Below are 19,515 nucleotides of genomic sequence, written 5' to 3' on the forward strand. Positions count from 1 at the left end.
TCGGCCGTACTCGGCAGCGATCAGGGAGTACTGACCAGCCCGGACTGATAGGCGAACACCACCAACTGCGCCCGGTCGCGCGCGTGCAGCTTCACCATCGCCCGGCTGACGTGGGTGCGCGCGGTGGCCGGGCTGACCACCAGCTCCGCGGCGATCTCCTCGTTGCTCATCCCGAGCGCGGCCAGAGCGACCACCTCGCGTTCGCGGTCGGTGAGCAGGTTCATCGTCGCCGGGACCAGCGTCGGCCGGTCCGGCCGGGCGGCGAACTCGGCGATCAGCCGCCGGGTCACGCTGGGCGACAGCAGCGCCTCCCCGGCCGCCACCTCGCGCACGGCGCGCACCAGATCGGCCGGCTCGGTGTGCTTCACCAGGAAGCCGCTCACCCCGGAGCGCAGCGCCTCGAAGACGTACTCGTCGAGCTCGAAGGTCGTCAGCACGATGATGCGCACGTCGGCCAGCGCCGGGTCCCCGCAGATCCCCCGGGCCGCGGCCAGTCCGTCCAGGCCGGGCATGCGGATGTCCATCAGCATCACGTCCGGCCGCGCCGAGCCGGCCAGCTCCAGCGCGGCCGCGCCGTCGTCGGCGTGGCCGACCACGGTCATGTCGTCCTCGGCGTCGAGGATCATCGCGAAGCCGGCGCGGACCAGGGACTGGTCGTCGGCGAGTGCCACCCGGATCATGAGCGTTCCTCCGCATCCCATTCGGCGCGGACGAGGAACCCGCCGCGCGCGGTACGGCCGGCGTGGAAGACGCCGCCGGTGGACGTGACGCGTTCGCGCATGCCGCGGATCCCGACCCCGCTGCCGGCTTCCACGGTACCGGCAGCGGCGGCCGGGCCGGCGTCGCTGATCGCGACACTCAGGCCCGCCTTGCCGATCGCGACCACCTCGACCCGGGCCCGCCGGGCCTGCGAATGCCGGATGACGTTGGTCAGCGACTCCTGCACGACCCGGTACGCCGCGGTGCCAACCGCCGGCGACAGATCCAGCGCCGAGCCCTTGATGACCACCTCGACTTCCAACCCCGAGGCCGCCACCGACTCCGCCAGCCGCGCGATCTGCCCCACTCCCGGTGCCGGCGCCCGATCAGGCTGCTGCGATTCGTCGCGCAGCACCGAGAGCATCGCCCCCAACTCCTCCAGGACCTCGCCGCTCGCGCGCCGGATGGCGACCAGCGCCTCGGCGGCCGCCTGCGGCCGGCGCTCGATCACGTGCGCCGCGGCCGCCGCCTGCACGTTGATCGTCGCCATCCCGTGCGCGACGCTGTCGTGCAGATCGCGGGCGATGCGCAGCCGCTCCTCGGCGACCCGGCGCAGCGCCACTTCCTCCTGCGTCATCTCCAGGAACCGCGCCCGCTCCCGCAGGGCCCGCAGCCGCTCCCGGCGGTCGCGCAGCGCGTCGCCGCACAGGATCGCGGCGGCCGACCAGCCCAGGAAGATCAGCGGCAGGACCAGGCCGGAGGAGCCGACCACCACCGCGGCCAGGGTCAGCGCGGCGAGCATGACGCCGGCCCAGCCCAGCGCGGTCCGGCGGCTGGTCCGCCAGCTCACGCCGGCCAGCGAGATCCAGCCGACGGCCCAGATCGGGCCGTCCGGATACCGCCGCGCGACCTCGACACACAGGACGAGCGTCGCGATCCCCGCCGCCAAGTGCGGGCACCGCCGGATCGACGCCATGGCGACGCCGGCGGACACCAGCAGCACATATTGCACCGCGTCGGCGGACCGGCCGTCCGATCCCGGCGAGATGTGCGCGGAGACCACCACCAGCACCGCCGCCGTGATGACGCCGACCAGCACGTCGGGCAGCGAGTCGGCGGCGACCTGCGGATGGACCATGGTTCCACGCTATGCGCCAGGCCGCCTGCGCCACGTCCTACCAGGGCAGCAACCGCGATGTACGTCCCGCGCAGTACCGCGGCAGCATCCCGGAGTAGTACCCGCCGCCGGCGTACACAGCAATAGCGAAGGGGCGCCGGGCATATCAGCGCACGCACACTCGAAGGTGGGAAAGTTACCCGTACCGGATGCCGAGGGGGACCTGTGCCCGACGTTCGAGACCGGCGAGATCGAGACCGGCGAGATCGGGACCGGCGCGCGCCGGCGGTGTCCAGGATCAGCCCTCAGCGATGGTCCGAAGTGCGCGTCGCCGTCCAGGACGTCGGCGAACGCTTCGCGCATCTGGTGCTCTCCAGCGACCCCGCGGTGATGGCCACCGCGGACTGGACCGTGGCCGACACCGCTGCGCACGTGGCGGCGATCGCGTGGCAGTACACGTCGTTGGTTGTTTCCTACGAAACCGAGCGCCCCATCGACGGCGTGCGCGATCTCCTTCTGGGCACGACCGTCGACAACATCCACACCGGCCTGAACGAGGCGATGCGGCGCAACTTCACGCAGCGCGACCCGGAAGCGCTGGTGGCGACCCTGCGATCCTCGATCGCCAGGGTGCTGGAGCTGACCCGGGACGCCGACCCGGCCTCGACCGTGGTCTGGCTCGGCGGGGCGAGCCTGCCGCGCGCCGGGCTGCTGGCGCATCTGACCAACGAGATGCTGCTGCACGGCCGGGACATCGCGCGTGCCGGCGGGGTGCCGTGGCCGATCCCGCAGGAGCAGGCCGCTTTGTTCTTCGACCTGTTCATCGTGGAGATCATCCGCAACGGTGTCGGCGTGCTGTTGGACGTCGCCGGGCCGCCGCGCCCGGGGCGGATCGCCGTGGAGTTCCGTTCGGCGTACACCACGCCGGTGGCGGTCGTCGTCACGGACGGGGTGGTGTCCGTTGAGGAGCCGGGCCGGGATGTGGACGTGCACCTGTCCTTCCAGCCGGCCGCGCTGAACCTGATGCTGTTCCACCATGTGGGGCGGCTCCGGACGGTTCTCGGCGGCGGCGTGCGGGTGTGGGGACGGCGGGTGTGGCTGCTCCCGGCCTTTCTGCGGAAGGTCCGCCTGCCCTGAGCTGAATTCCGATCAGCGATTTCCGTCGCGGCGGCGCCTGTTCTCCAGGCGTCGCCATTAGGCGTGTTTCAGGGCCCTTTTGACAATGCGTAGCCGAGCAATCCCAGAGAAGTAACCGTGGATCTCCCGACGCATGCTGGGGATAAGGGCGGGATGCCCATGCTGCGGCAAGGCCATGACTGAGTCTTGTCCATTGTCATGTTCCAAAACTCCGGCCCACCGAGTCCATGTGCCCTGCGCGGATCCCGCAAGCCGCGACCCGTTGATGGAGAAGAGGAGTAGGGAATGGCGTTCTCCGAACGTCTTCGCAGACTGGTTCCAGGCGTCACGGCGCTGATTCTCGGAATCGTCATGGTCTTCGTTTCGAATGTTCCGGTCCAGGCCAGCGGCGGCGACGCGGTCGCCAAACAGTTCTCCTTCCAGGAGATGCCGATCGCCTATCCGCCCGGCTACGACAGCCTGCCCCAGCAGACCGTCCGCCAGGTGAATCCGGCCTATTACAAGATCCGGTCCTGGATCTCCTCGGTCGGGGCCGGCGTCGCCATCAACGACCTGACCGGGCACGGTAAGGCCGACGGGATGTGCATCGTCGACACCCGGACCGACAAGGTGGTGGTGACCTACACGCCGACCGCCGCGGCCGCCGACCGGTTCACCCCCTTCACCCTGGAGCCGGCGCCGCTGCCGTACGACAGCTCCTCGATGGCGCCGATGGGCTGCACCCCCGGCGACTTCAACGGCGACGGCCGGATGGACCTGCTGGTCAGCTACTGGGGCCGCACACCGGTGCTGTTCCTGGCCACGAACGGGTCCGGCCCGCTGTCGGCGGCGTCCTACAAGCCCGTGGAGCTCGTGCCCTCGGCCAGCCCCGACGGCAAGTACCACGGCCCGCAATGGAACACCAACGCCATCGCCGTCGGCGACTTCGCCGGCCAGGGCCACCCCGACATCATCGTCGGCAATTACTTCCCGAACTCCGCGGTCCTGGACCCCAGGGGGCAGAAGAACGTCCAGATGCCCAACAGCCTGTCCAGCGCCAACAACGGCGGCGGGGCGCACGTGCTGCGCTGGGTGAGCGCGACCTCCGGCACCGACCCCACGGCCGGCTACGTCGAGGACCAGGACGCCATCCCGTTCGCCAACTCCGCGGGCTGGACGCTGGCCATCGCCTCGGCCGACCTCACCGGTGCCGGCCTGCCGGACGTCTACATCGCCAACGACTTCGGGCACGCCTTCGTCCTACACAACGTCTCGGACGGCAAGACCATCAAGTTCTCCACCGTCTTCGGCAAGCGCACGGCGACCACCCCGAAGTCCTTCGTCATGGGCAACGGCTCGTTCAAGGGCATGGGCGTGGACTTCGGCGACGTGGACGACAACGGCCGCTTCGACGCCATGGTCTCCAACATCACCACCGCCTGGGGTCTGGAGGAGAGCAACTTCCTGTGGATCAACCAGGCGAGCACCGGCGCGGAGATGAAGAAGGACTTGGACGACGGCTACGCGCCGTTCACGCAGCAGGCCCAGCAGTACGGCGTGGCGTGGACCGGCTGGTGCTGGGACACCAAGATGGCCGATTTCACCAACAGCGGCAAGCCGGAGATCCTGCAGGCCGACGGCTTCGTCAAGGGCGACATCGACCGGTGGCCGTGGCTGCAGGAGATGGCCATGATGAACGACGACCTGCTGTCGAACCCCGCGATGTGGCCGAACGTCGGGCCCGGCGACGACATCGCCGGCGACCAGTCCATGGCCTTCTACGCGCCCAACTCCAGCGGCAAGTACGTGAACGTCAGCAAGCAGCTGGGGCTGGCCGTGCCGACCCCGACCCGCGGCATCGCCACCGGCGACACCACCGGCACCGGCCGGCTGGACTTCGCGATCTCCCGCCAGTTCGGCGCCCCGGCGTTCTACGCCAACACCGAGACCGATCTCGGCGACTACCTGGACCTGAACCTGGTGCGTCCCTCGACCGACGGCCAGACGGGCACCGGGCTGGAAGGCGCCGGCACCCCGGCCTACGGCGCGACCGTCACCGTGACCGCCGGCGGCAAGACCCAAATCTCGCAACTGGACGGCGGCAGCGGCCACACCGGCAAGCGCAGCTTCGACGTGCACTTCGGCTTCGGCATGTACATGGGCCCGGTCCAGGTGCACCTGCAGTGGCGCGACACCCAGGGCCGGCTCCACTCCCAGGACATGCAACTCCCCGAGGGCAGCCACACCCTGATGCTGTCCGGCAACGCGCAGGAGGTTCCGGCGAAATGACGTCCACCATCAATCCGGGTGCCGGGAGCGCGGCGTCGCCGGCGGCGCCCGCACCGTCCCAGGCCGCGCCGAAGAAGAAACGGGGCAACACCGACCCCCGCTATCTGGCGCTGCGCAACTTCGGCATATCGATCAGCGTGTTCAACATCTTCGGCTACACCCTGCTGGGCTTCGAACAGCCGTGGCTGTGGCCGTTCATCTCGGTGCTGTACGCGTACACGCTGGAAATCGGCTTCGAGATGATCAGCGCGTGGGCGCAGCGGCGTCCCCGGCGCTTCATGGGCCGCGGCTTCCGCGGCATGTACGAGTTCCTGCTCCCGGCGCACATCACGGCCCTGGCTTGCAACATGCTCCTGTACGCCAACAACCAGATCTGGCCGATCCTGTTCGCGGTCGGCGTCGGCGTCACCGGTAAGCACGCGCTCCAGGCGCCGGTCCAGGGACGCATGCGGCACTTCATGAACCCGTCGAACTTCGGCATCACCATGACGCTGCTGGTGTTCGGCGGCACCTGGATGAGCATCGCGCCGCCGTACGAGTTCACCGAGAAGGCGAACACCTTCTTCCGGGTGATGATCATCGTCATCATCGCCACCGCGGGCACCGTCATCAACGCCCTGCTGACCAAGAAGACCCTGCTGATCACCGGCTGGATGGGCGGCTTCTTCCTGCAGGCCGTGGTGCGGCACTGGATCTGGCACGTGGCGCTGTTCAACGCCTGGGGTCCGATGACCGGCGTGGCGTTCATCCTGTTCAGCAACTACATGATCAGCGACCCGGGCACCACGCCCTCGCGGCCGCGCAACGGCTTCATGTTCGGCGCCTCCGTCGCCACGGTCTACGGGATCATGATGGTCTTCAACATCGTCTACACCCTGTTCTTCGCGACCTCCTTCGTCTGCGCCGCTCGCGGCGCCGGCTGGTGGGTCGCGCACCTGCTCCAGAAGCGCAAGGCCGCGCGCGGGTCGCGGCCGATGGCGCCGCTGCCGTACGGCAGACCGGCGCCGGCCGAGGCCGGGACGATCGCGGCGTGAACGCCAAGATCGCCGTCGTCGGCATCGCCTGCCGCTATCCCGACGCCGACTCCCCGCAGCGGCTCTGGGAGAACGTGCTGGCCGGACGCCGGGCCTTCCGGCGCCTGCCGGACGAGCGGATGCGCGCCGAGGACTACTACTCACCCGACCCCACTGCCCCCGACCGGTTCTACTCCGCCAAGGCCGCGGTCATCGAAGGGTTCGAATTCGACCGGGTCAAGTACAAGATCGCCGGTAGCACCTTCCGGTCCACCGACATGACCCACTGGCTCGCTCTGGACACCGCGTCCCGGGCGCTGGCCGACGCCGGGTTCCCCGACGGCGCGGGCCTGAACGGCCGGGCCACCGGCGTCATCATCGGTAACACCCTGACCGGGGAGTTCGCCCGGGCCAACGTGATGCGGCTGCGCTGGCCCTACGTGCGGCGCACGGTCGGTGCGGCCCTGCGCGAGCAGGGCTGGGACGACGCCGAGCTCACCGCGTTCCTGGAAACTCTCGAGCAGCGGTACAAGGCACCGTTCCCCGGCATCGACGAGGACACCCTGGCCGGCGGCCTGGCCAACACCATCGCCGGCCGGATCTGCAACCACTTCGACTTCGCCGGCGGCGGCTTCACCGTCGACGGGGCCTGCTCCTCCTCGCTGCTGTCGGTGGCCACCGCGTGCGACGCGCTGGCCGCCGGCCGGCTGGACGCCGCGATCGCCGGCGGCGTGGACCTGAGCATCGACCCCTTCGAGGTGATCGGGTTCGCCAAGACAGGGGCCCTGGCCACCGGCGAGATGCGGGTCTACGACAAGAAGTCCAACGGCTTCTGGCCCGGCGAGGGCTGCGGGATGTTGGTGCTGATGCGGGACGCCGAAGCGCGCGAGCGCGGCCTGTTCCGCTACGCGACCATCGCCGGCTGGGGCTACTCCTCCGACGGCAAGGGCGGCATGACGCGGCCGGAGGCCTCCGGGCACCGGCTGGCCATCGAGCGCGCGTACAGTGCGGCCGGCTTCGGCATCGACGCCGTCGCCTACCTTGAGGGCCATGGCACCGGCACCGCCGTGGGCGACGCCACCGAGCTGCGGGCCTTCTCCGAGGCCCGGCGCGCCGCCGACCCCGACGCCGCGCCCGCGGCGATCAGCACCGTCAAGGGCAACTTCGGGCACACCAAGGCCGCCGCCGGGATCGCCGGCCTGCTCAAGGCGATCCTGGCGGTCCGCCACCGGGTGATCCCGCCGGCCACCGGGCACGTCGACCCGCACCCGGAACTGACCGGCGACCGTCCGGCGCTGCGCGTGCCGAGCACCGCCGAGCTGTGGCCGGAAGGCAAGGAAGTCCGGGCCGGCGTGTCCTCGATGGGCTTCGGCGGCATCAACGCGCACATCGTCGTCGAGCACGGTGACGGCGACCGCGACCGCGACGGCGACGACGACCGAGACACCGGCATCGGCGCCGAGGTCCACCGGCTCGTCCGCTCCCGCCAGGACGCGGAACTGCTGCTGGTCGACGCCGCCGGGGTCGCGGAGCTGCGCGGCCGGATCGCACAGGTGGCCGCGCTGTCCGGGCGCTTGTCCTACGCCGAGGTCGGCGACCTGGCGGCCACCTTGCAGGCCGAGACCGCCGACCGGCCGCTGCGCGCCGCGGTGGTCGCGAACTCGCCGGAGGAGGCCGAGCGCAAGTTCGGCAAACTCCTGACACTGCTGGACTCCGGCGCGCGGTCGGTGTTGGACTCGGCCGACGGCGTGTTCCTGGGCAGCGCGGCGATGCTGCCGCGCATCGCGTTCCTGTTCCCCGGTCAGGGCGCCGGGCGCCGGGGCGACGGCGGGGCGCTGCGGCACCGGTTCGCCGAGATCGACGAGCTCTACCGCGCCGCCGGCCTGCCGGCCGACGGCGACCAGGTGGCCACCGAGGTCGCGCAGCCGCGCATCGTCACCTCCTCGGTCGCCGGACTCAGGGTCCTGACCCGGCTCGGCATCGAGGCGACCGGCGCGGCCGGGCACAGCCTCGGCGAGCTCACGGCGCTGCACTGGGCCGGGGCGATGGACGAAGCCGGGCTGCTGGCGGCGGCCGCGGCGCGGGGCCGGATCATGGCCTCGGCGTCGGAGGGGAACGGCGCCATGGCGTCCGTCTCGGCCGCCGCCGACGCCGTCGAGCCGCTGCTGGCCGGCGAGCCGGTGGTCGTCGCCGGCTATAACAGCCCGACGCAGACCGTGGTGTCCGGACCGGCCGGCGCCGTCGAGCGGGTCGCGGCCCGGGCCGCCTCCCAGGGCCTGGATGTCGCGCGCATCGCGGTGTCGCACGCGTTCCACTCCACGCTGGTCGCCCCGGCGGCCGACGCGTTCGGAGCGTGGCTGGCCGAGCGGCGCTTCAGTACTCTGCGACGCCCGATGGTCTCGACCGTCACCGGCGCCGAGCCCGAGGCCGACGCGGACCTGCCGCAGCTGCTGGCCCGCCAGATCCGCGAGCCCGTCCGGTTCGCCGACGCCGTCACCGCGCTGGCCGCCCGCGCCGACCTGTTCATCGAGGTCGGCCCGGGCCGGATCCTGCGCGGCCTGGCCGCCGAGACCGCCCCGGCGGTCCCGGTGGTGTCGCTGGAGACCGACAGTCCTTCGCTGGCCGGTCTGCTGCGCACGGTCGCCGCCGCCTACGTGCTCGGCGCCCCGGTGCGCCACGGCGAGCTGTTCGCCGACCGGTTCACCCGGCCGCTGCCGCTGGACAAGGAGTTCAGCTTCTTCGCCAGCCCCTGCGAGACGGCACCGGAGGACATCCCGACCGCCGTCGTGACCGCCGGGAACGGCACGGCGGTGCCCGCCGGCGCGGCCTCGCGGATCGAACTGGCCGCGCCCGAAGGCTCCGCGCAGGGACAGAGTGTGCTGGAGGTCCTGACCCGGCTGGCCGCCGAGCGCGCCGAGCTCCCGGCCGAAGCCGTCCGCCCGGACAGCAACCCGCTGGACGAGCTGCACCTGAGCTCCATCACGGTCGGCCAGATCGTCAACCAGGCCTGCCGCGAACTGGGCCTGGTGCCGCCGGCCACCACCTCGGCGTTCGCCACCTCCACGATGGCCGAACTGGCCGCGATGCTCGAGGAGCTCGGCGGGACCGCGCAGGAGCAGGACGCCGGACGGCCGCGCGCCGTACCCGGCGTCGGTCCCTGGGTCCGCGCGTTCGCCGTGGACCTGGTCCCGACAGCTGTCGGCGCGCCGACAGCATCCGGGGCCGAGGCCGGCGAGTGGCGGCTGTTCGCCCCCGACCGGCATCCGCTGGCCACCGCGCTGCACGAGGCGCTGCGGAGCGCCGGATTCGGCGACGGGGTTTTGCTGTGCCTGCCCCGTGAAGCCGGCGAGGACGACGTCCTGATGATGCTGCGCGCGGCTCGCGCCGCACTGTCGGCGGTGGACCCGGTGCGCTTCGTCGTGGTCGGGGAACGGCGCGGTGGAGCGGGGTTGGCCAAGACCCTGCACCTGGAGGCGCCGAACATCGCCACCACCGTCGTCACCCTGCCGATGCCGCTGGGGATGTCCGAGGCGCGTGCCGACCGCGCGGTGCACCGGATCGTCGCGGACGTGGCGGCCACCGACGGGTTCAGCGAGGTGCACTACGACTCGGCGGGGGAGCGGCGCGTGCCGGTTCTCAGGGCTCTGCCGGAGGCTCCCGGGCCTTCGGGGCCGGGCCTGCTGACCGACGCCGACGTGCTGCTGGTCACCGGCGGCGGCAAGGGCATCACCGCCGAGTGCGCACTGTCTCTGGGTGTCGAGTCCGGCGCCGCGATCGGCCTGCTGGGCCGCTCCGACCCGGCCGAGGACCCCGAGCTCGCGGCCAACCTGGAACGGATGGCGGCGGCCGGGGTGCGGTTCCACTACGCGCGCGCCGACGTCACCGTCGCCGACGAGGTGAAGGCCGCGGTGGAGCAGGTCCGGGGCGCGCTGGGCGCGGTGACCGCGGTGCTGCACGGCGCCGGGCGCAACGTGCCCACGGCCCTGGTGAACCTGGACGAGGCCGCGTTCCGCAGAACCCTGGCACCGAAGATCGCAGGGCTCGAAGCCGTGCTGTCCGCGGTGGATCCGGCCTCGCTGCGGCTGCTGGTCACCTTCGGCAGCATCATCGGCCGCGCGGGCCTGCGCGGCCAGGCCGACTACGCCGTGGCCAACGACTGGATGACGGACCTGACGCACCGGGTGGCCGAGGAGTTCCCCGGCTGCAAGTGCCTGGCGTTGGAATGGTCTGTGTGGTCCGGCGCCGGCATGGGCGAGCGGCTCGGTGTGCTGGAGTCGCTGGTGCGCGAAGGCATCGAGCCCATCCCGGCCGAGGCCGGGGTGGCGCTGCTGTCCCGGATGATCGCCGATCCGGCGGCGCCGACGTCCGCGGTCGTGATGGGACGCGCGGAGGGGCTGCCGACGATCACCCTGGAACGCTCCGAGGTTCCGCTGCTGCGGTTCCTGGACCGGGTGCAGGTGCACTACCCCGGTGTGGAGCTGGTGGCCGACAGCGACCTGTCCGGCGACGGCGACCTCTACCTGCCCGACCACTACCTGGACGGCGACCTGCTGTTCCCGGCGGTGTTCGGCATGGAGGCGATGGCGCAGGCGGCCACGGCGCTGACCGGGCGGGCTCAGGCCCCGGTGCTGGAGGATGTGGAATTCCTCCGGCCCATCGTGGTGCCGACTCAGGGTTCGACGACGCTGCGAGTGGCGGTGCTGGCCGACGGTCCGGACACGGTCTCGGCCGTGATCCGCAGCAGCGACACCGGTTTCGCCGCCGACCACTTCCGGGCCCGGCTGCGGTACGGGGTCCCGGCGCTGGATGACGTCGCGGTGCCCGGCGCCGGAACCGGGCGCCTTCCGCTGGATCCGGCCGGCGACCTCTACGGTCCCGTGCTGTTCCAGGGCGGCCGGTTCCAGCGGCTGCTCGGCTACCGGTCCCTGGCCGCGAAGTCGTGCGTCGCGGACATCGCCAATCAGCCCGGCGCGCCGTGGTTCGCGCCGTTCCTGGCCGACGAGCTGGTGCTCGCCGATCCGGGCACGCGCGACGCCATGATGCACTCGATCCAGTGCTGTGTGCCGGACGCGACGCTGCTGCCGGCCGGGATCGAGCGGCTGCACCTGGCCGATCCGGCCGCGGTGCGGACGCAGGACACTGTCACGCTGCACGGCCGCGAGCGCAGTCGGGATGGCGACACCTATGTCTGGGACGTCGACGTCCGCGACGGCTCCGGCGCCCTGGTTGAGCGCTGGGAAGGGCTGACCCTGCGCGCGGTGCGCAAGCAGGACGGCTCCGGTCCCTGGACGCCGACGCTGCTCGGTCCCTACGTGGAGCGGCGTACGGAGCAGGTGCTGCCGGTCGCGGTGCGCGTCGGGCTCCGTCCCGACGCGCCCGGTGAGGACGGCGGCATCGCGACCCGGCGCCGGCAGACCGCGCAGACGGTCGGCTGGCTGTTGGGCGGCGAGGCCGACCTGCGCTACCGGCCCGACGGCAGACCCGAGGCCGCCGGCGGGTTCGCGGTGTCCTCCGCGCACGGTGCCGGCGTGACGCTCAGCGTCGCCGCCGAGGGTGTCACAGTGGCCTGCGACATCGAGGCGGCGACGGAACGGTCCGAGCAGGCGTGGGCCGATCTGCTGGACCCGGCGGGCCTGGCCCTGGCGCGGCTGATCGCGGCCGACGCCGGCGAACCGCTGGCCACCGCGGCCACCCGGGTCTGGGGCGCGCTGGAGACGCTGGGCAAGAACGGCCGGGCGCGGGCCGACCTGGTCGCCGACGGGCCCGCCCGCGACGACCGCTGGGTCCTGCTGCGTTCGGGCGGGGCGCGGATCGCGACCTTCGCCACGGCGCTGCGCGGGCGGTCCGAGCCTGTGGTGCTCGCCCTGCTCGCCGACGACAAGGAGTAACGGTGGAGTCCTACTACGAATACCGCCACCTGGTGGGTTTCGAGGAGACCAACCTGGTGGGCAACGTCTACTACGTCAATTATCTGCGATGGCAGGGCCGGTGCCGGGAGATGTTCCTGCGCGAGCAGGCACCCGAGGTGCTGGCGGAGGTCCAGGACGACCTGAAGCTGTTCACGCTGAAGGTGGACTGCGAGTTCCTCGCCGAGATCACCGCGTTCGACGAGCTCTCGATCCGGATGCGGCTGGAGGACCTGACGCAGACACAGGTCGGGTTCGCGTTCGACTACGTGAAGCTCACCGGCGGTCAGGAGGTGCTGGTGGCCCGCGGCCGGCAGCGGATCGCGTGCATGCGCGGCCCGAACGGGGACACCCGGCCGGCCAAGGTGCCCGACGCGCTGCGCGAGGCGTTGTCGCGGTACCGGATCGGCGCGGTGGCTGCGGCGGCGTCCGCGTCGGCGTCGGCGTCGGCATCGGCATCGGCCTCGGGGCCCGCGTCCGTGTCCAAGGCGCAGCCGGCGGCGGCCGGTGACCGCGCCGGCGAGGCGGTGCTGCAAGGGTCGCGGCCGTGAGCGTCATCGGGACGGCGGCCGTGCAGCAGGAGCGGGAGCAGGGACAGGAGCAGGAGCCGGCGCCGCTGCGCGACCGGCTTCCCTCCCGGCTGCACGCCACGGCGGATCTGCGCAGCTGTTTCGGGATGTTCGCCACCGGTATCACGGTGGTCGCCGTCGGCGGCGAGGTGCCGTGCGGCATGACGGCGAACTCCTTCGCCTCGGTGTCGCTGGACCCGCCGCTGGTGCTGGTGTGCATCGTGCACGACGCGGCGATGCACAAGGCGATCCTGAGCGAGGGCACGTTCGCGATCTCGGTGCTGGCCGCGCATCAGGAGCCGGTCGCCCGGCACTTCGCCAACCGCGGCCGGCCGCGCGGGGAGCGGGAGTTCGAGACCGTCCGCTGGTGGCCCGGGGCGGTCACCGGGGCGCCGGTGGTGGCCGACACCCTGGCCTGGATCGAGTGCGGGCTGGCCGCCGTGTACGACGGCGGCGACCACTCGATCTTCGTCGGCTCGGTCCTGGACATGGGCAAGGGCGGGGCCGGGGACGCGCTGCTGTTCTTCGGCGGCGGTTACCACCGGCTGGAGCCCGGGGCCTGAGGAGCGCCCCCGTCGGAACCCTGGCCTGCCCGGCAGGCCAGGGTTCCGGGGCACAAGTCCGGCATATGCCGATGTTCGCGCTCTATCATGTCATGAGTTCTCATGAGCGTGAATATACGAACGTTCACTTATGTTTGTTACGCCCCGATCGGCGCGCGCGGTGCATCAGAGCACGTTGGAAGAAGCCTGACGTGATCTAGATGCAAGAGCATTCTATTCGCTCGCAGTTAACCGCCACGCACCCTCCGTCATCGAACGGTGGCGGCGCGTGTGTGCCAACGGCCGCCAGACACAGGGGGACACTCCGGCCTCGGCCCCGCATCGGAAGGCGGACTCATGACCGCAACCCAACGGTGGACCACCGCCGTGGCCTGGACCATGATCGCGACCGCCGGCGCCGACAACCTCGGCGTCAACACGGCGCTGCACTCGATCCAGGCCACCGGCGTGGCCTCCGCACCGACCCTGCTGTGGGCACTGCTGGTCCACCTGCTGGCGTTGGTCGCGGCGCTGTCCGCCGGGGACCGGATCGGCGCCCGCGTGGGCAACCGGCGTGCCCTGATCGCCGGATCGGCGCTGTACGCCGCGTCCTCGGCGGCGTGCGCGCTGGCCACGCACGGGATCGTGCTCGTCACGGCGCGGGCCGGCCAGGGCGCCGGATCGGGCCTGGCGGTCGGGGCCGCGCTGGGCCTGATGAACCTGGCGTTCCCGGCGGACTCCCGCGGCACCGCGGCGCACCGCGTGGCGCCCGGCTTCGCGCTGGCCCTGGTCGCCGGGCCGCTGGTGGACGGCGCCGTGGCGGCCGGGCCCGGCTGGCGCTGGATCTTCGCCGCGGACGCCGCGATCGGGGCCTGCGCGGCGGCGCTGGCCTGCCGCGCGATCCGGCCGGACCGGGGGCGGGGCGGGCAGCTGGACCCGGAGGGCACGCTGGCCGCGCTGGTCGCGGCCGGCGCCCCGGTCTGGGCCCTGATCCGGGCCGAACGCGTCGGCTGGGCCGCGCCGGAAGTGCTCGCGCTGGTGGCCGCCGGAGCTGTCGCCCTGGCCGCGGTGCTGTGGTGGGACACGCCGTCCGGGCCGCTGCATCGCTGGAGGTTCCTGGCGGCCAACGCCTCCGACCTGTTCTTGTTCGCCTCCGTCTACGGCACCGGCTTCCTGGTCGCCGCCGAGCTGCGTGGCGACGGGGGTCGTGGGGGCCAAGGGGGCCAGGCGGGCCTAGCGGGCCTAGCGGGCCAAGCGGGCTACGGCGGCCACGGACCGCTCGGGATCGGCCTGCGGCTGATGCCCTGGACCGTGCTGATGGCCGGGGCGATGATCTGGCCGGCGCGCGGGCGGTTCCGCCGGGAATGGGTCTCGGCGGCGGGCTCCACGCTGCACGCCGTCGGCCTGGTCTGGCTGGCGTTCCTGGCGCCCTCCGGACGGCTGTCGGGGACCGCGGCGATTCCGTTGGCGCTGTCGGGGATCGGCGCGGGTCTGGCGCTGTCCCGGGCCCGGATCGCCGGGCTCGGCCGGACCCGGCGGGAGCAGCCGGGCCGGGCGGCGGCCCTGCTCGGCGCGCTGCCGATGGCCGGGGCGGCGGTCGGGATCGCGCTGATCGCCGTGGCCGCGCACGCCAGCCGGACCGGCGTTCCGGGGCCGGACCGCGCCGCGCGCACGGCGCTGTGCTGGGCTGCCGGGCTGGCGCTGGCCGCGGCCGCGGCGATCCTGGCCGTGCCCCGGGAACGGGATCCGGCTCGGGGGCTGCCAGGGGTTCCCGGGCAGTCGGGGCGGTCGGGCCAGTCGGGCCAGTCGGGGCAGCCCGGGCAGCCTGGGCATTCCTGGCAGCCCGGGCGGCGCGGGGGCGCGTGGTCGGCGCTGAAGCCGATCGCGGCTCCGGGTTCGCCCAAGTGGGGGCCGGTGCGGGGGGTTCAGGAGACCATCTGGCGGACCCAGGTGCGGCTCGCGGAGCTGGGATGGCTGCTCACCGCGCGGAGCGGTGGTTGTGGTGGTCGCCCAGCGGCGTCCAGGAGGCGATGTGCCGCGCCGCGGTGAAGCTCGCCCAGGACGTCAGCTGGATCAGGGTTCTGGCACCGCCGGCCGTGGCCCGGTAGGCGTCGACGCTCTCCTGGTCGACCTGCCAGGACGCCATCGCCACCAGCACCGCCAGCCGCCCGGCCGGCACGTCGGCCGGCGGCAGCCCGGCCAGCGCGCGGTCCAGCCAGCGGCGGTCCAGGCCCGGCGGCCGGCCGTCCCAGGACCCGAGCATCCGCGGCAGTAGCTCGGCGACCGACTCCGGCACGGCTTCGTGAGCGGCGCGCTCGACCGTCCCGGCCGCCCGGGCGAAGGCCTCGGCCACCGCCGGGCTGCCCGCGGCCCAGGCCAGATCGGCCGGCAGCGGCGCGGCCGGCAGCAGGTCGGCCGAGGTGCCGGCGGGGGTCGGACGGCGCGAGGCGCGGCGCATCAGGGCGCCGAGCACTCGGGCCACCATCGGCAGCGCACCGCGCGGCGTGCCGTCGGGCATGGGGGCGTCCGGGAGGAAGACGTTGACCATGCGGTTCAGGTAGTGGAAGGCGGCGGTCACGCCGACCAGCTCAGGGGCCTGATCCGGCGGGAAGGGGAGTTCGTGCTCTGCCGCGCTTTCGCGCACCGCGCTCTCCCGGGCCCACTTGGCGACGGCCCTCAGGTGCTCGTCGGCGACGTCGTCGAAGCGGTCGCCGGCGATCGCCTGCGCGTCGCGGCCCCGCACGAGCGCGTTCACGGTCGCGGTGTGCACGGTGACGCAGTAAGGGCACGAATTCGCCAGTGACACCGCCGAGGCCGCGACCTCCTTGGTCGGCCGCTCGGCCAGGCCGTCGGCGACCAGGGTCTCGCGCAGCGTCAGCCAGCTGGCCGCCAGGAGTTCGGGGGCGGGGGAGTGCAGGGCCAGCGGGGGCGCCAGCACGCCGAAGTCGCGTTCCATCTCCCGGTAGACGCGCGCCACCAGATGCTGCGCTGAGCGCACGTCCACGGGCGTGACGCGCTGGATCTGCGCCAGGGCTGTGCGGCGGAGCACTGGACGGATGGGGTTGGCGCTCATCTTCGCTCCTTCGACGACCGGTCGGTTGGTTTGTGGACGCGGCATATGTCTTGATGATCCATGAAATGCCCGAGGTTCGGCGCCTTCGAGATTGCGCAGAAGAAGCCTGCGGCTTCGGCCTGATCCAGCTCGCTGCGCACAGGGGAAGAAGATGGCGGCGTCCCTGGTCCCGATACTCGTCAGTGAGCACCCGACTTGCGACCTTCGCCCAATATGTGGCGCACAGGGAGGACCCGTGAACGCGATGCAGGACGTCTTCACCGATCTGGCCGCGGAGGCGGCGGAACTCGAGCGTGCGGTAGCCGGCCTGGATCCGGCCGGTTGGGCGACCCCGACCCCGGCTCCGGGCTGGACCGTGGCGCACCAGATCGCGCACCTGGGCTTCGTCGCCCACCTGGCCTGGACCGCGGCCGCCGACCCGCAGACCTTCGCCAAGATGGCCGCCGCCGCCAAGGACGACTTCGAGGGCGCGGTGAACGCCGCACTGACCGACTACCTGACTGGCGGGCCCGACCAGACCCTGGAGCGTTGGCGCACCGAGCAGGCGGCGGCTACCAAGGCCCTGGCCGAGGTCCCGGCGGGGCAGGTCGTGCCGTGGCTCGTCAACCCGCTGCCGCCGTCCATCCTGGCCGCTGCCGGGATGATGGAGCTCTTCGGCCACGGCCAGGACGTCTACGACGCCCTCGGCATAGACCGCACCCCCACCGACCGCATCGGCCACCTGGCCTTCTTCGGTTCGCGTACCCGCGACTTCGGCTACCTGGCGCACGGACTCACGCCGCCGGCCGAGGAGTTCCGCTTCGAGCTGACGGCACCGAGCGGCCTGGTGTGGAACTTCGGCCCGGACGACGCCGCAGAGCGCATAACAGGGCCCGCATACGACTTCTGCCTGCTGGTCAGCCGCCGACGCCACCACGCGGATCTGGCGATTACCGCGAGCGGTGCGGAGGCGGAACGCTGGCTTGAGATCGCCCAGGCTTATCGGGGGCCGGCTGGGGAGGGGCGTAAGGCGGGGCAGTTCGTGAGGGCTTGAGGACGGTAGCGCTAAGTACGGCGGAGCGTCTTACGCTCCGCCGCAGTTGTGGCTATGCGCGCGAACCGCAGAACGAAGTGGCTGGCGCAGTCTGTATGCAGCCGCGCACGTCGCTGGCCGGAGCTCCTCAGACGTCCCGGACGCGGGCATGCAAATGCATGTCATGGCGGCCGTCATCGTGGAGTCCGGCGCTGCGCTTGGTGCCTTCCAGCAAGTACCCGCACTTGGTGGCGACCCGGCACGAGGCGTTGTTGCGTGTCGAGTGGTCCAGGTGAAGGCGGAAGAAACCGATCTCGTCCAAGGCCCAGGCGCTGAGCGCCGACAGGGCGCGGGTGGCGACGCCGGCGTCGCGGGCTGCGGGGAGTACCCAATAGCCGACCCCGGCGATGCCTTCGTCGAGGTCCGCGCTGCCCAGGGCGATACGGCCGAGCACCTCACCGTCTTCGCCCGCGATCGCCCAGTGGCCACCCTTCTCCTGTTCCCAGTCCCGGCGATAGCGGTCGAACCATTCGCGGACCCGCGCCTCGGACGACGGGCGGCGCGTATGCCACTTGCGAATCTCCTCGTCCTGGTAAGCGGACAGGAACGCCGGCACATCAGCCGGCTGCCACGGCCGCAGCACCAAGCCCTGCGCGACGGGCAGCGTGGGCTGCCGAGAGTCCGCGAACGAACCAGCAGGAATGACGGGCGGCGTCGACAGATCACGAGTCACGGCCAATGGTCACCCGACAGTCGCCACGCCCGTCAAGGCCGCGTACAGCTCATCGCGAGGCTGCCGTTACCCCGCCGCAGCCACCGTCATCGGCAACCCGCCACGCACCCGCAACGACAACATCGGCTCCGCCACCACCCGGTAGCCCGGCTGCGTCGCCAGCCTGAGCTCGCGAGCCACCATCGCCAGCACGAACGCCGCCTCCATCAGGCCGAGGTTGTTCCCGACGCAGAAGCGCGGGCCGGCGCCGAAGGGGATGTAGGCGTAGCGGGGTCGATCGTGCGTCACGTCCGGGTTGAACCGCTCCGGATCGAACCGCGTCGGCTGCTCCCAGAACGCCGGATGCCGGTGCATCGTGTACGGGCACACCACCACGTCCGATCCTGCGCGGACTCGGTAGCCGTCGAAGTCGTCGTCCGCCTGCGCGATGCGTCCCAGCATCCACACCGGCGGGTACAGGCGCATCGCCTCCTCGATCACCATCGACGTGTACCGCAGGCGGTGCAGGTCCTCGAAGGTCGGGAGCCGGTCGCCGAGTACCTCGCCGGCCTCGGCGTGTACGCGCTCCCAGGCCCATGGGTTCTCGTGCAGCAGGTTGAAGGTCCAACTCAGGGTGCTGGCCGTGGTCTCGTGGCCGGCCAGGAGCAGTGTCACCAGCTCGTCGCGCATGCGCAGGTCGCGCACCCGCGGATCGGTCTCCGCGCGGGTGGACAGGATCAGGCGCGACAGCACGTCGTCGCCCGCGGTCCCCTTCGGGCGCGCGTCGCGCTCGGCGATCAGTGCGTTCACCACGCCCTGCAGGTCGCGGCGGGCTTGCCGGAACCGCAGCTGCTTGGGCAGCGGTACCCACATCGGCACCATGCTCAGCGTGACGACCTCGAACATCGCCTGGTCCTGCATGGCCTGGAAGGCGCCGCTGATGCCCTCGTGCGCGCCGAGGTCGGCGTCCAGCAGGGTGCGGCCCAGGACGCCGAGGGTCAGGCCGGTCATCTCGTGCATCACGTCCACCGGGCCGCGGCCGATGTGCGAGCGCAGGCGCGCCACCAGGGCGGCGGCCTCCTCGGCCACCGCCGGGGCCTGCTGGGCGATGCGCTTGGCCTGGAAGCCGGGCTGGATCGCCTTGCGCTGCTTGCGCCACAGGTCGCCCTCGCTGGTCAGGAGGCCGTCGCCGAGGGCGCGGCGGGCTTGGAGCAGGCCGATGCCCTTGTGGTAGTTGCCGGCGTTGTCGGCCAGGACGTGCTTGGCGTAGTCGGGGTGGTTCACGAAGTACAGGGTCTTGGGGCCGATGGCGATGCGGACGGCGTCGCCGTAGCCGTCGGCCGCTGTGCTCATCAGGGCCAGGCGGTCTCGCATCAGCTTCCTGACCAGACCGGGGGTCTGGCGGCGTGGGGGGCCGGGCCAGAGTTTGGCCTGCGGGGGCGGCGCCAGGTTCGTGGCGGTCATGGC

At 72.2% G+C, this 19,515-nt stretch carries 12 protein-coding genes and 1 pseudogene; 8 read left to right on the forward strand and 5 right to left on the reverse strand.

The features are described from left to right. Nucleotides 1-20: 20 nt before the first annotated feature. Together ABH926_RS14800 and ABH926_RS14805 are read right to left on the reverse strand one after the other, a co-directional pair. On the reverse strand, nt 21-680 hold the full coding sequence (locus tag ABH926_RS14800) for a response regulator (RefSeq protein ID WP_370366106.1): 660 nt from the start codon (nt 678-680) through the stop codon (nt 21-23). Beyond that, nucleotides 677-1,837, reverse strand: coding sequence for a sensor histidine kinase (locus tag ABH926_RS14805; protein WP_370366107.1), 1,161 nt, complete (start codon nt 1,835-1,837; stop codon nt 677-679). The genes ABH926_RS14800 and ABH926_RS14805 overlap by 4 nt, the downstream gene beginning before the upstream one ends. Before the next feature lie 204 nt (nt 1,838-2,041). On the opposite strand from ABH926_RS14805, the gene ABH926_RS14810 reads away from it, so the two are divergent. The 7 genes and pseudogenes from ABH926_RS14810 (at nt 2,042) to ABH926_RS14840 (ending at nt 15,300) form a co-directional block, all read left to right on the forward strand. After that, entirely contained in the window at nt 2,042-2,953 is a 912-nt protein-coding gene (locus ABH926_RS14810; protein WP_370366108.1) for a maleylpyruvate isomerase family mycothiol-dependent enzyme, read from the forward strand. A 285-nt stretch (nt 2,954-3,238) separates the two neighbouring features. Next, nucleotides 3,239-5,221 (forward strand): CRTAC1 family protein, encoded by a 1,983-nt coding sequence (locus tag ABH926_RS14815; RefSeq protein ID WP_370366109.1) that lies wholly within the window; start codon nt 3,239-3,241, stop codon nt 5,219-5,221. Continuing rightward, nucleotides 5,218-6,255 (forward strand): enediyne biosynthesis protein, encoded by a 1,038-nt coding sequence (locus ABH926_RS14820; protein ID WP_370366110.1) that lies wholly within the window; start codon nt 5,218-5,220, stop codon nt 6,253-6,255. Before ABH926_RS14815 ends, ABH926_RS14820 begins: the two co-directional genes overlap by 4 nt. After that, nucleotides 6,252-12,122 (forward strand): SDR family NAD(P)-dependent oxidoreductase, encoded by a 5,871-nt coding sequence (locus tag ABH926_RS14825; protein WP_370366111.1) that lies wholly within the window; start codon nt 6,252-6,254, stop codon nt 12,120-12,122. The genes ABH926_RS14820 and ABH926_RS14825 overlap by 4 nt, the downstream gene beginning before the upstream one ends. 2 nt (nt 12,123-12,124) lie before the next feature. Then, nucleotides 12,125-12,592: pseudogene (locus tag ABH926_RS14830) on the forward strand (acyl-CoA thioesterase); the annotation flags it as partial. Nucleotides 12,593-12,687: 95 nt separating this feature from the next. After that, nucleotides 12,688-13,272 (forward strand): flavin reductase family protein, encoded by a 585-nt coding sequence (locus ABH926_RS14835; RefSeq protein ID WP_370366113.1) that lies wholly within the window; start codon nt 12,688-12,690, stop codon nt 13,270-13,272. A 336-nt stretch (nt 13,273-13,608) separates the two neighbouring features. Continuing rightward, on the forward strand, nt 13,609-15,300 hold the full coding sequence (locus ABH926_RS14840; protein WP_370366114.1) for an MFS transporter: 1,692 nt from the start codon (nt 13,609-13,611) through the stop codon (nt 15,298-15,300). Here the strand turns inward: ABH926_RS14840 and ABH926_RS14845 are convergent. Beyond that, entirely contained in the window at nt 15,230-16,324 is a 1,095-nt protein-coding gene (locus ABH926_RS14845; RefSeq protein ID WP_370366115.1) for a carboxymuconolactone decarboxylase family protein, read from the reverse strand. The genes ABH926_RS14840 and ABH926_RS14845 overlap by 71 nt on opposite strands. A 244-nt stretch (nt 16,325-16,568) precedes the next feature. Between ABH926_RS14845 and ABH926_RS14850 the strand changes: the two genes are divergently transcribed. Next, nucleotides 16,569-17,357, forward strand: a complete 789-nt coding sequence (locus ABH926_RS14850) for a TIGR03084 family metal-binding protein (protein ID WP_370366326.1) — start codon at nt 16,569-16,571, stop codon at nt 17,355-17,357. Between the two features lie 127 nt (nt 17,358-17,484). On the opposite strand, the gene ABH926_RS14855 is transcribed toward ABH926_RS14850, so the two are convergent. Continuing rightward, entirely contained in the window at nt 17,485-18,069 is a 585-nt protein-coding gene (locus tag ABH926_RS14855; protein ID WP_370366116.1) for a GNAT family N-acetyltransferase, read from the reverse strand. 66 nt (nt 18,070-18,135) lie between these two features. Then, complete coding sequence (locus ABH926_RS14860) at nt 18,136-19,512, reverse strand: cytochrome P450 (RefSeq protein WP_370366117.1); 1,377 nt, start codon at nt 19,510-19,512, stop codon at nt 18,136-18,138. Between the last annotated feature and the right edge of the window lie 3 nt (nt 19,513-19,515).

Source organism: Catenulispora sp. GP43 (assembly GCF_041260665.1).
Lineage (GTDB): Bacteria > Actinomycetota > Actinomycetes > Streptomycetales > Catenulisporaceae > Catenulispora.

What these genes read in the sequence shown, in the direction of transcription:
- ABH926_RS14860 (WP_370366117.1), bottom strand. Translation starts at nt 19,512, where the DNA reads ATGACCGCCACGAACCTGGCGCCGCCCCCGCAGGCCAAACTCTGGCCC.
- ABH926_RS14820 (WP_370366110.1), top strand. Translation starts at nt 5,218, where the DNA reads ATGACGTCCACCATCAATCCGGGTGCCGGGAGCGCGGCGTCGCCGGCG.
- ABH926_RS14845 (WP_370366115.1), bottom strand. Translation starts at nt 16,324, where the DNA reads ATGAGCGCCAACCCCATCCGTCCAGTGCTCCGCCGCACAGCCCTGGCG.
- ABH926_RS14815 (WP_370366109.1), top strand. Translation starts at nt 3,239, where the DNA reads ATGGCGTTCTCCGAACGTCTTCGCAGACTGGTTCCAGGCGTCACGGCG.
- ABH926_RS14850 (WP_370366326.1), top strand. Translation starts at nt 16,569, where the DNA reads ATGCAGGACGTCTTCACCGATCTGGCCGCGGAGGCGGCGGAACTCGAG.
- ABH926_RS14800 (WP_370366106.1), bottom strand. Translation starts at nt 680, where the DNA reads ATGATCCGGGTGGCACTCGCCGACGACCAGTCCCTGGTCCGCGCCGGC.
- ABH926_RS14840 (WP_370366114.1), top strand. Translation starts at nt 13,609, where the DNA reads ATGACCGCAACCCAACGGTGGACCACCGCCGTGGCCTGGACCATGATC.
- ABH926_RS14805 (WP_370366107.1), bottom strand. Translation starts at nt 1,837, where the DNA reads ATGGTCCATCCGCAGGTCGCCGCCGACTCGCTGCCCGACGTGCTGGTC.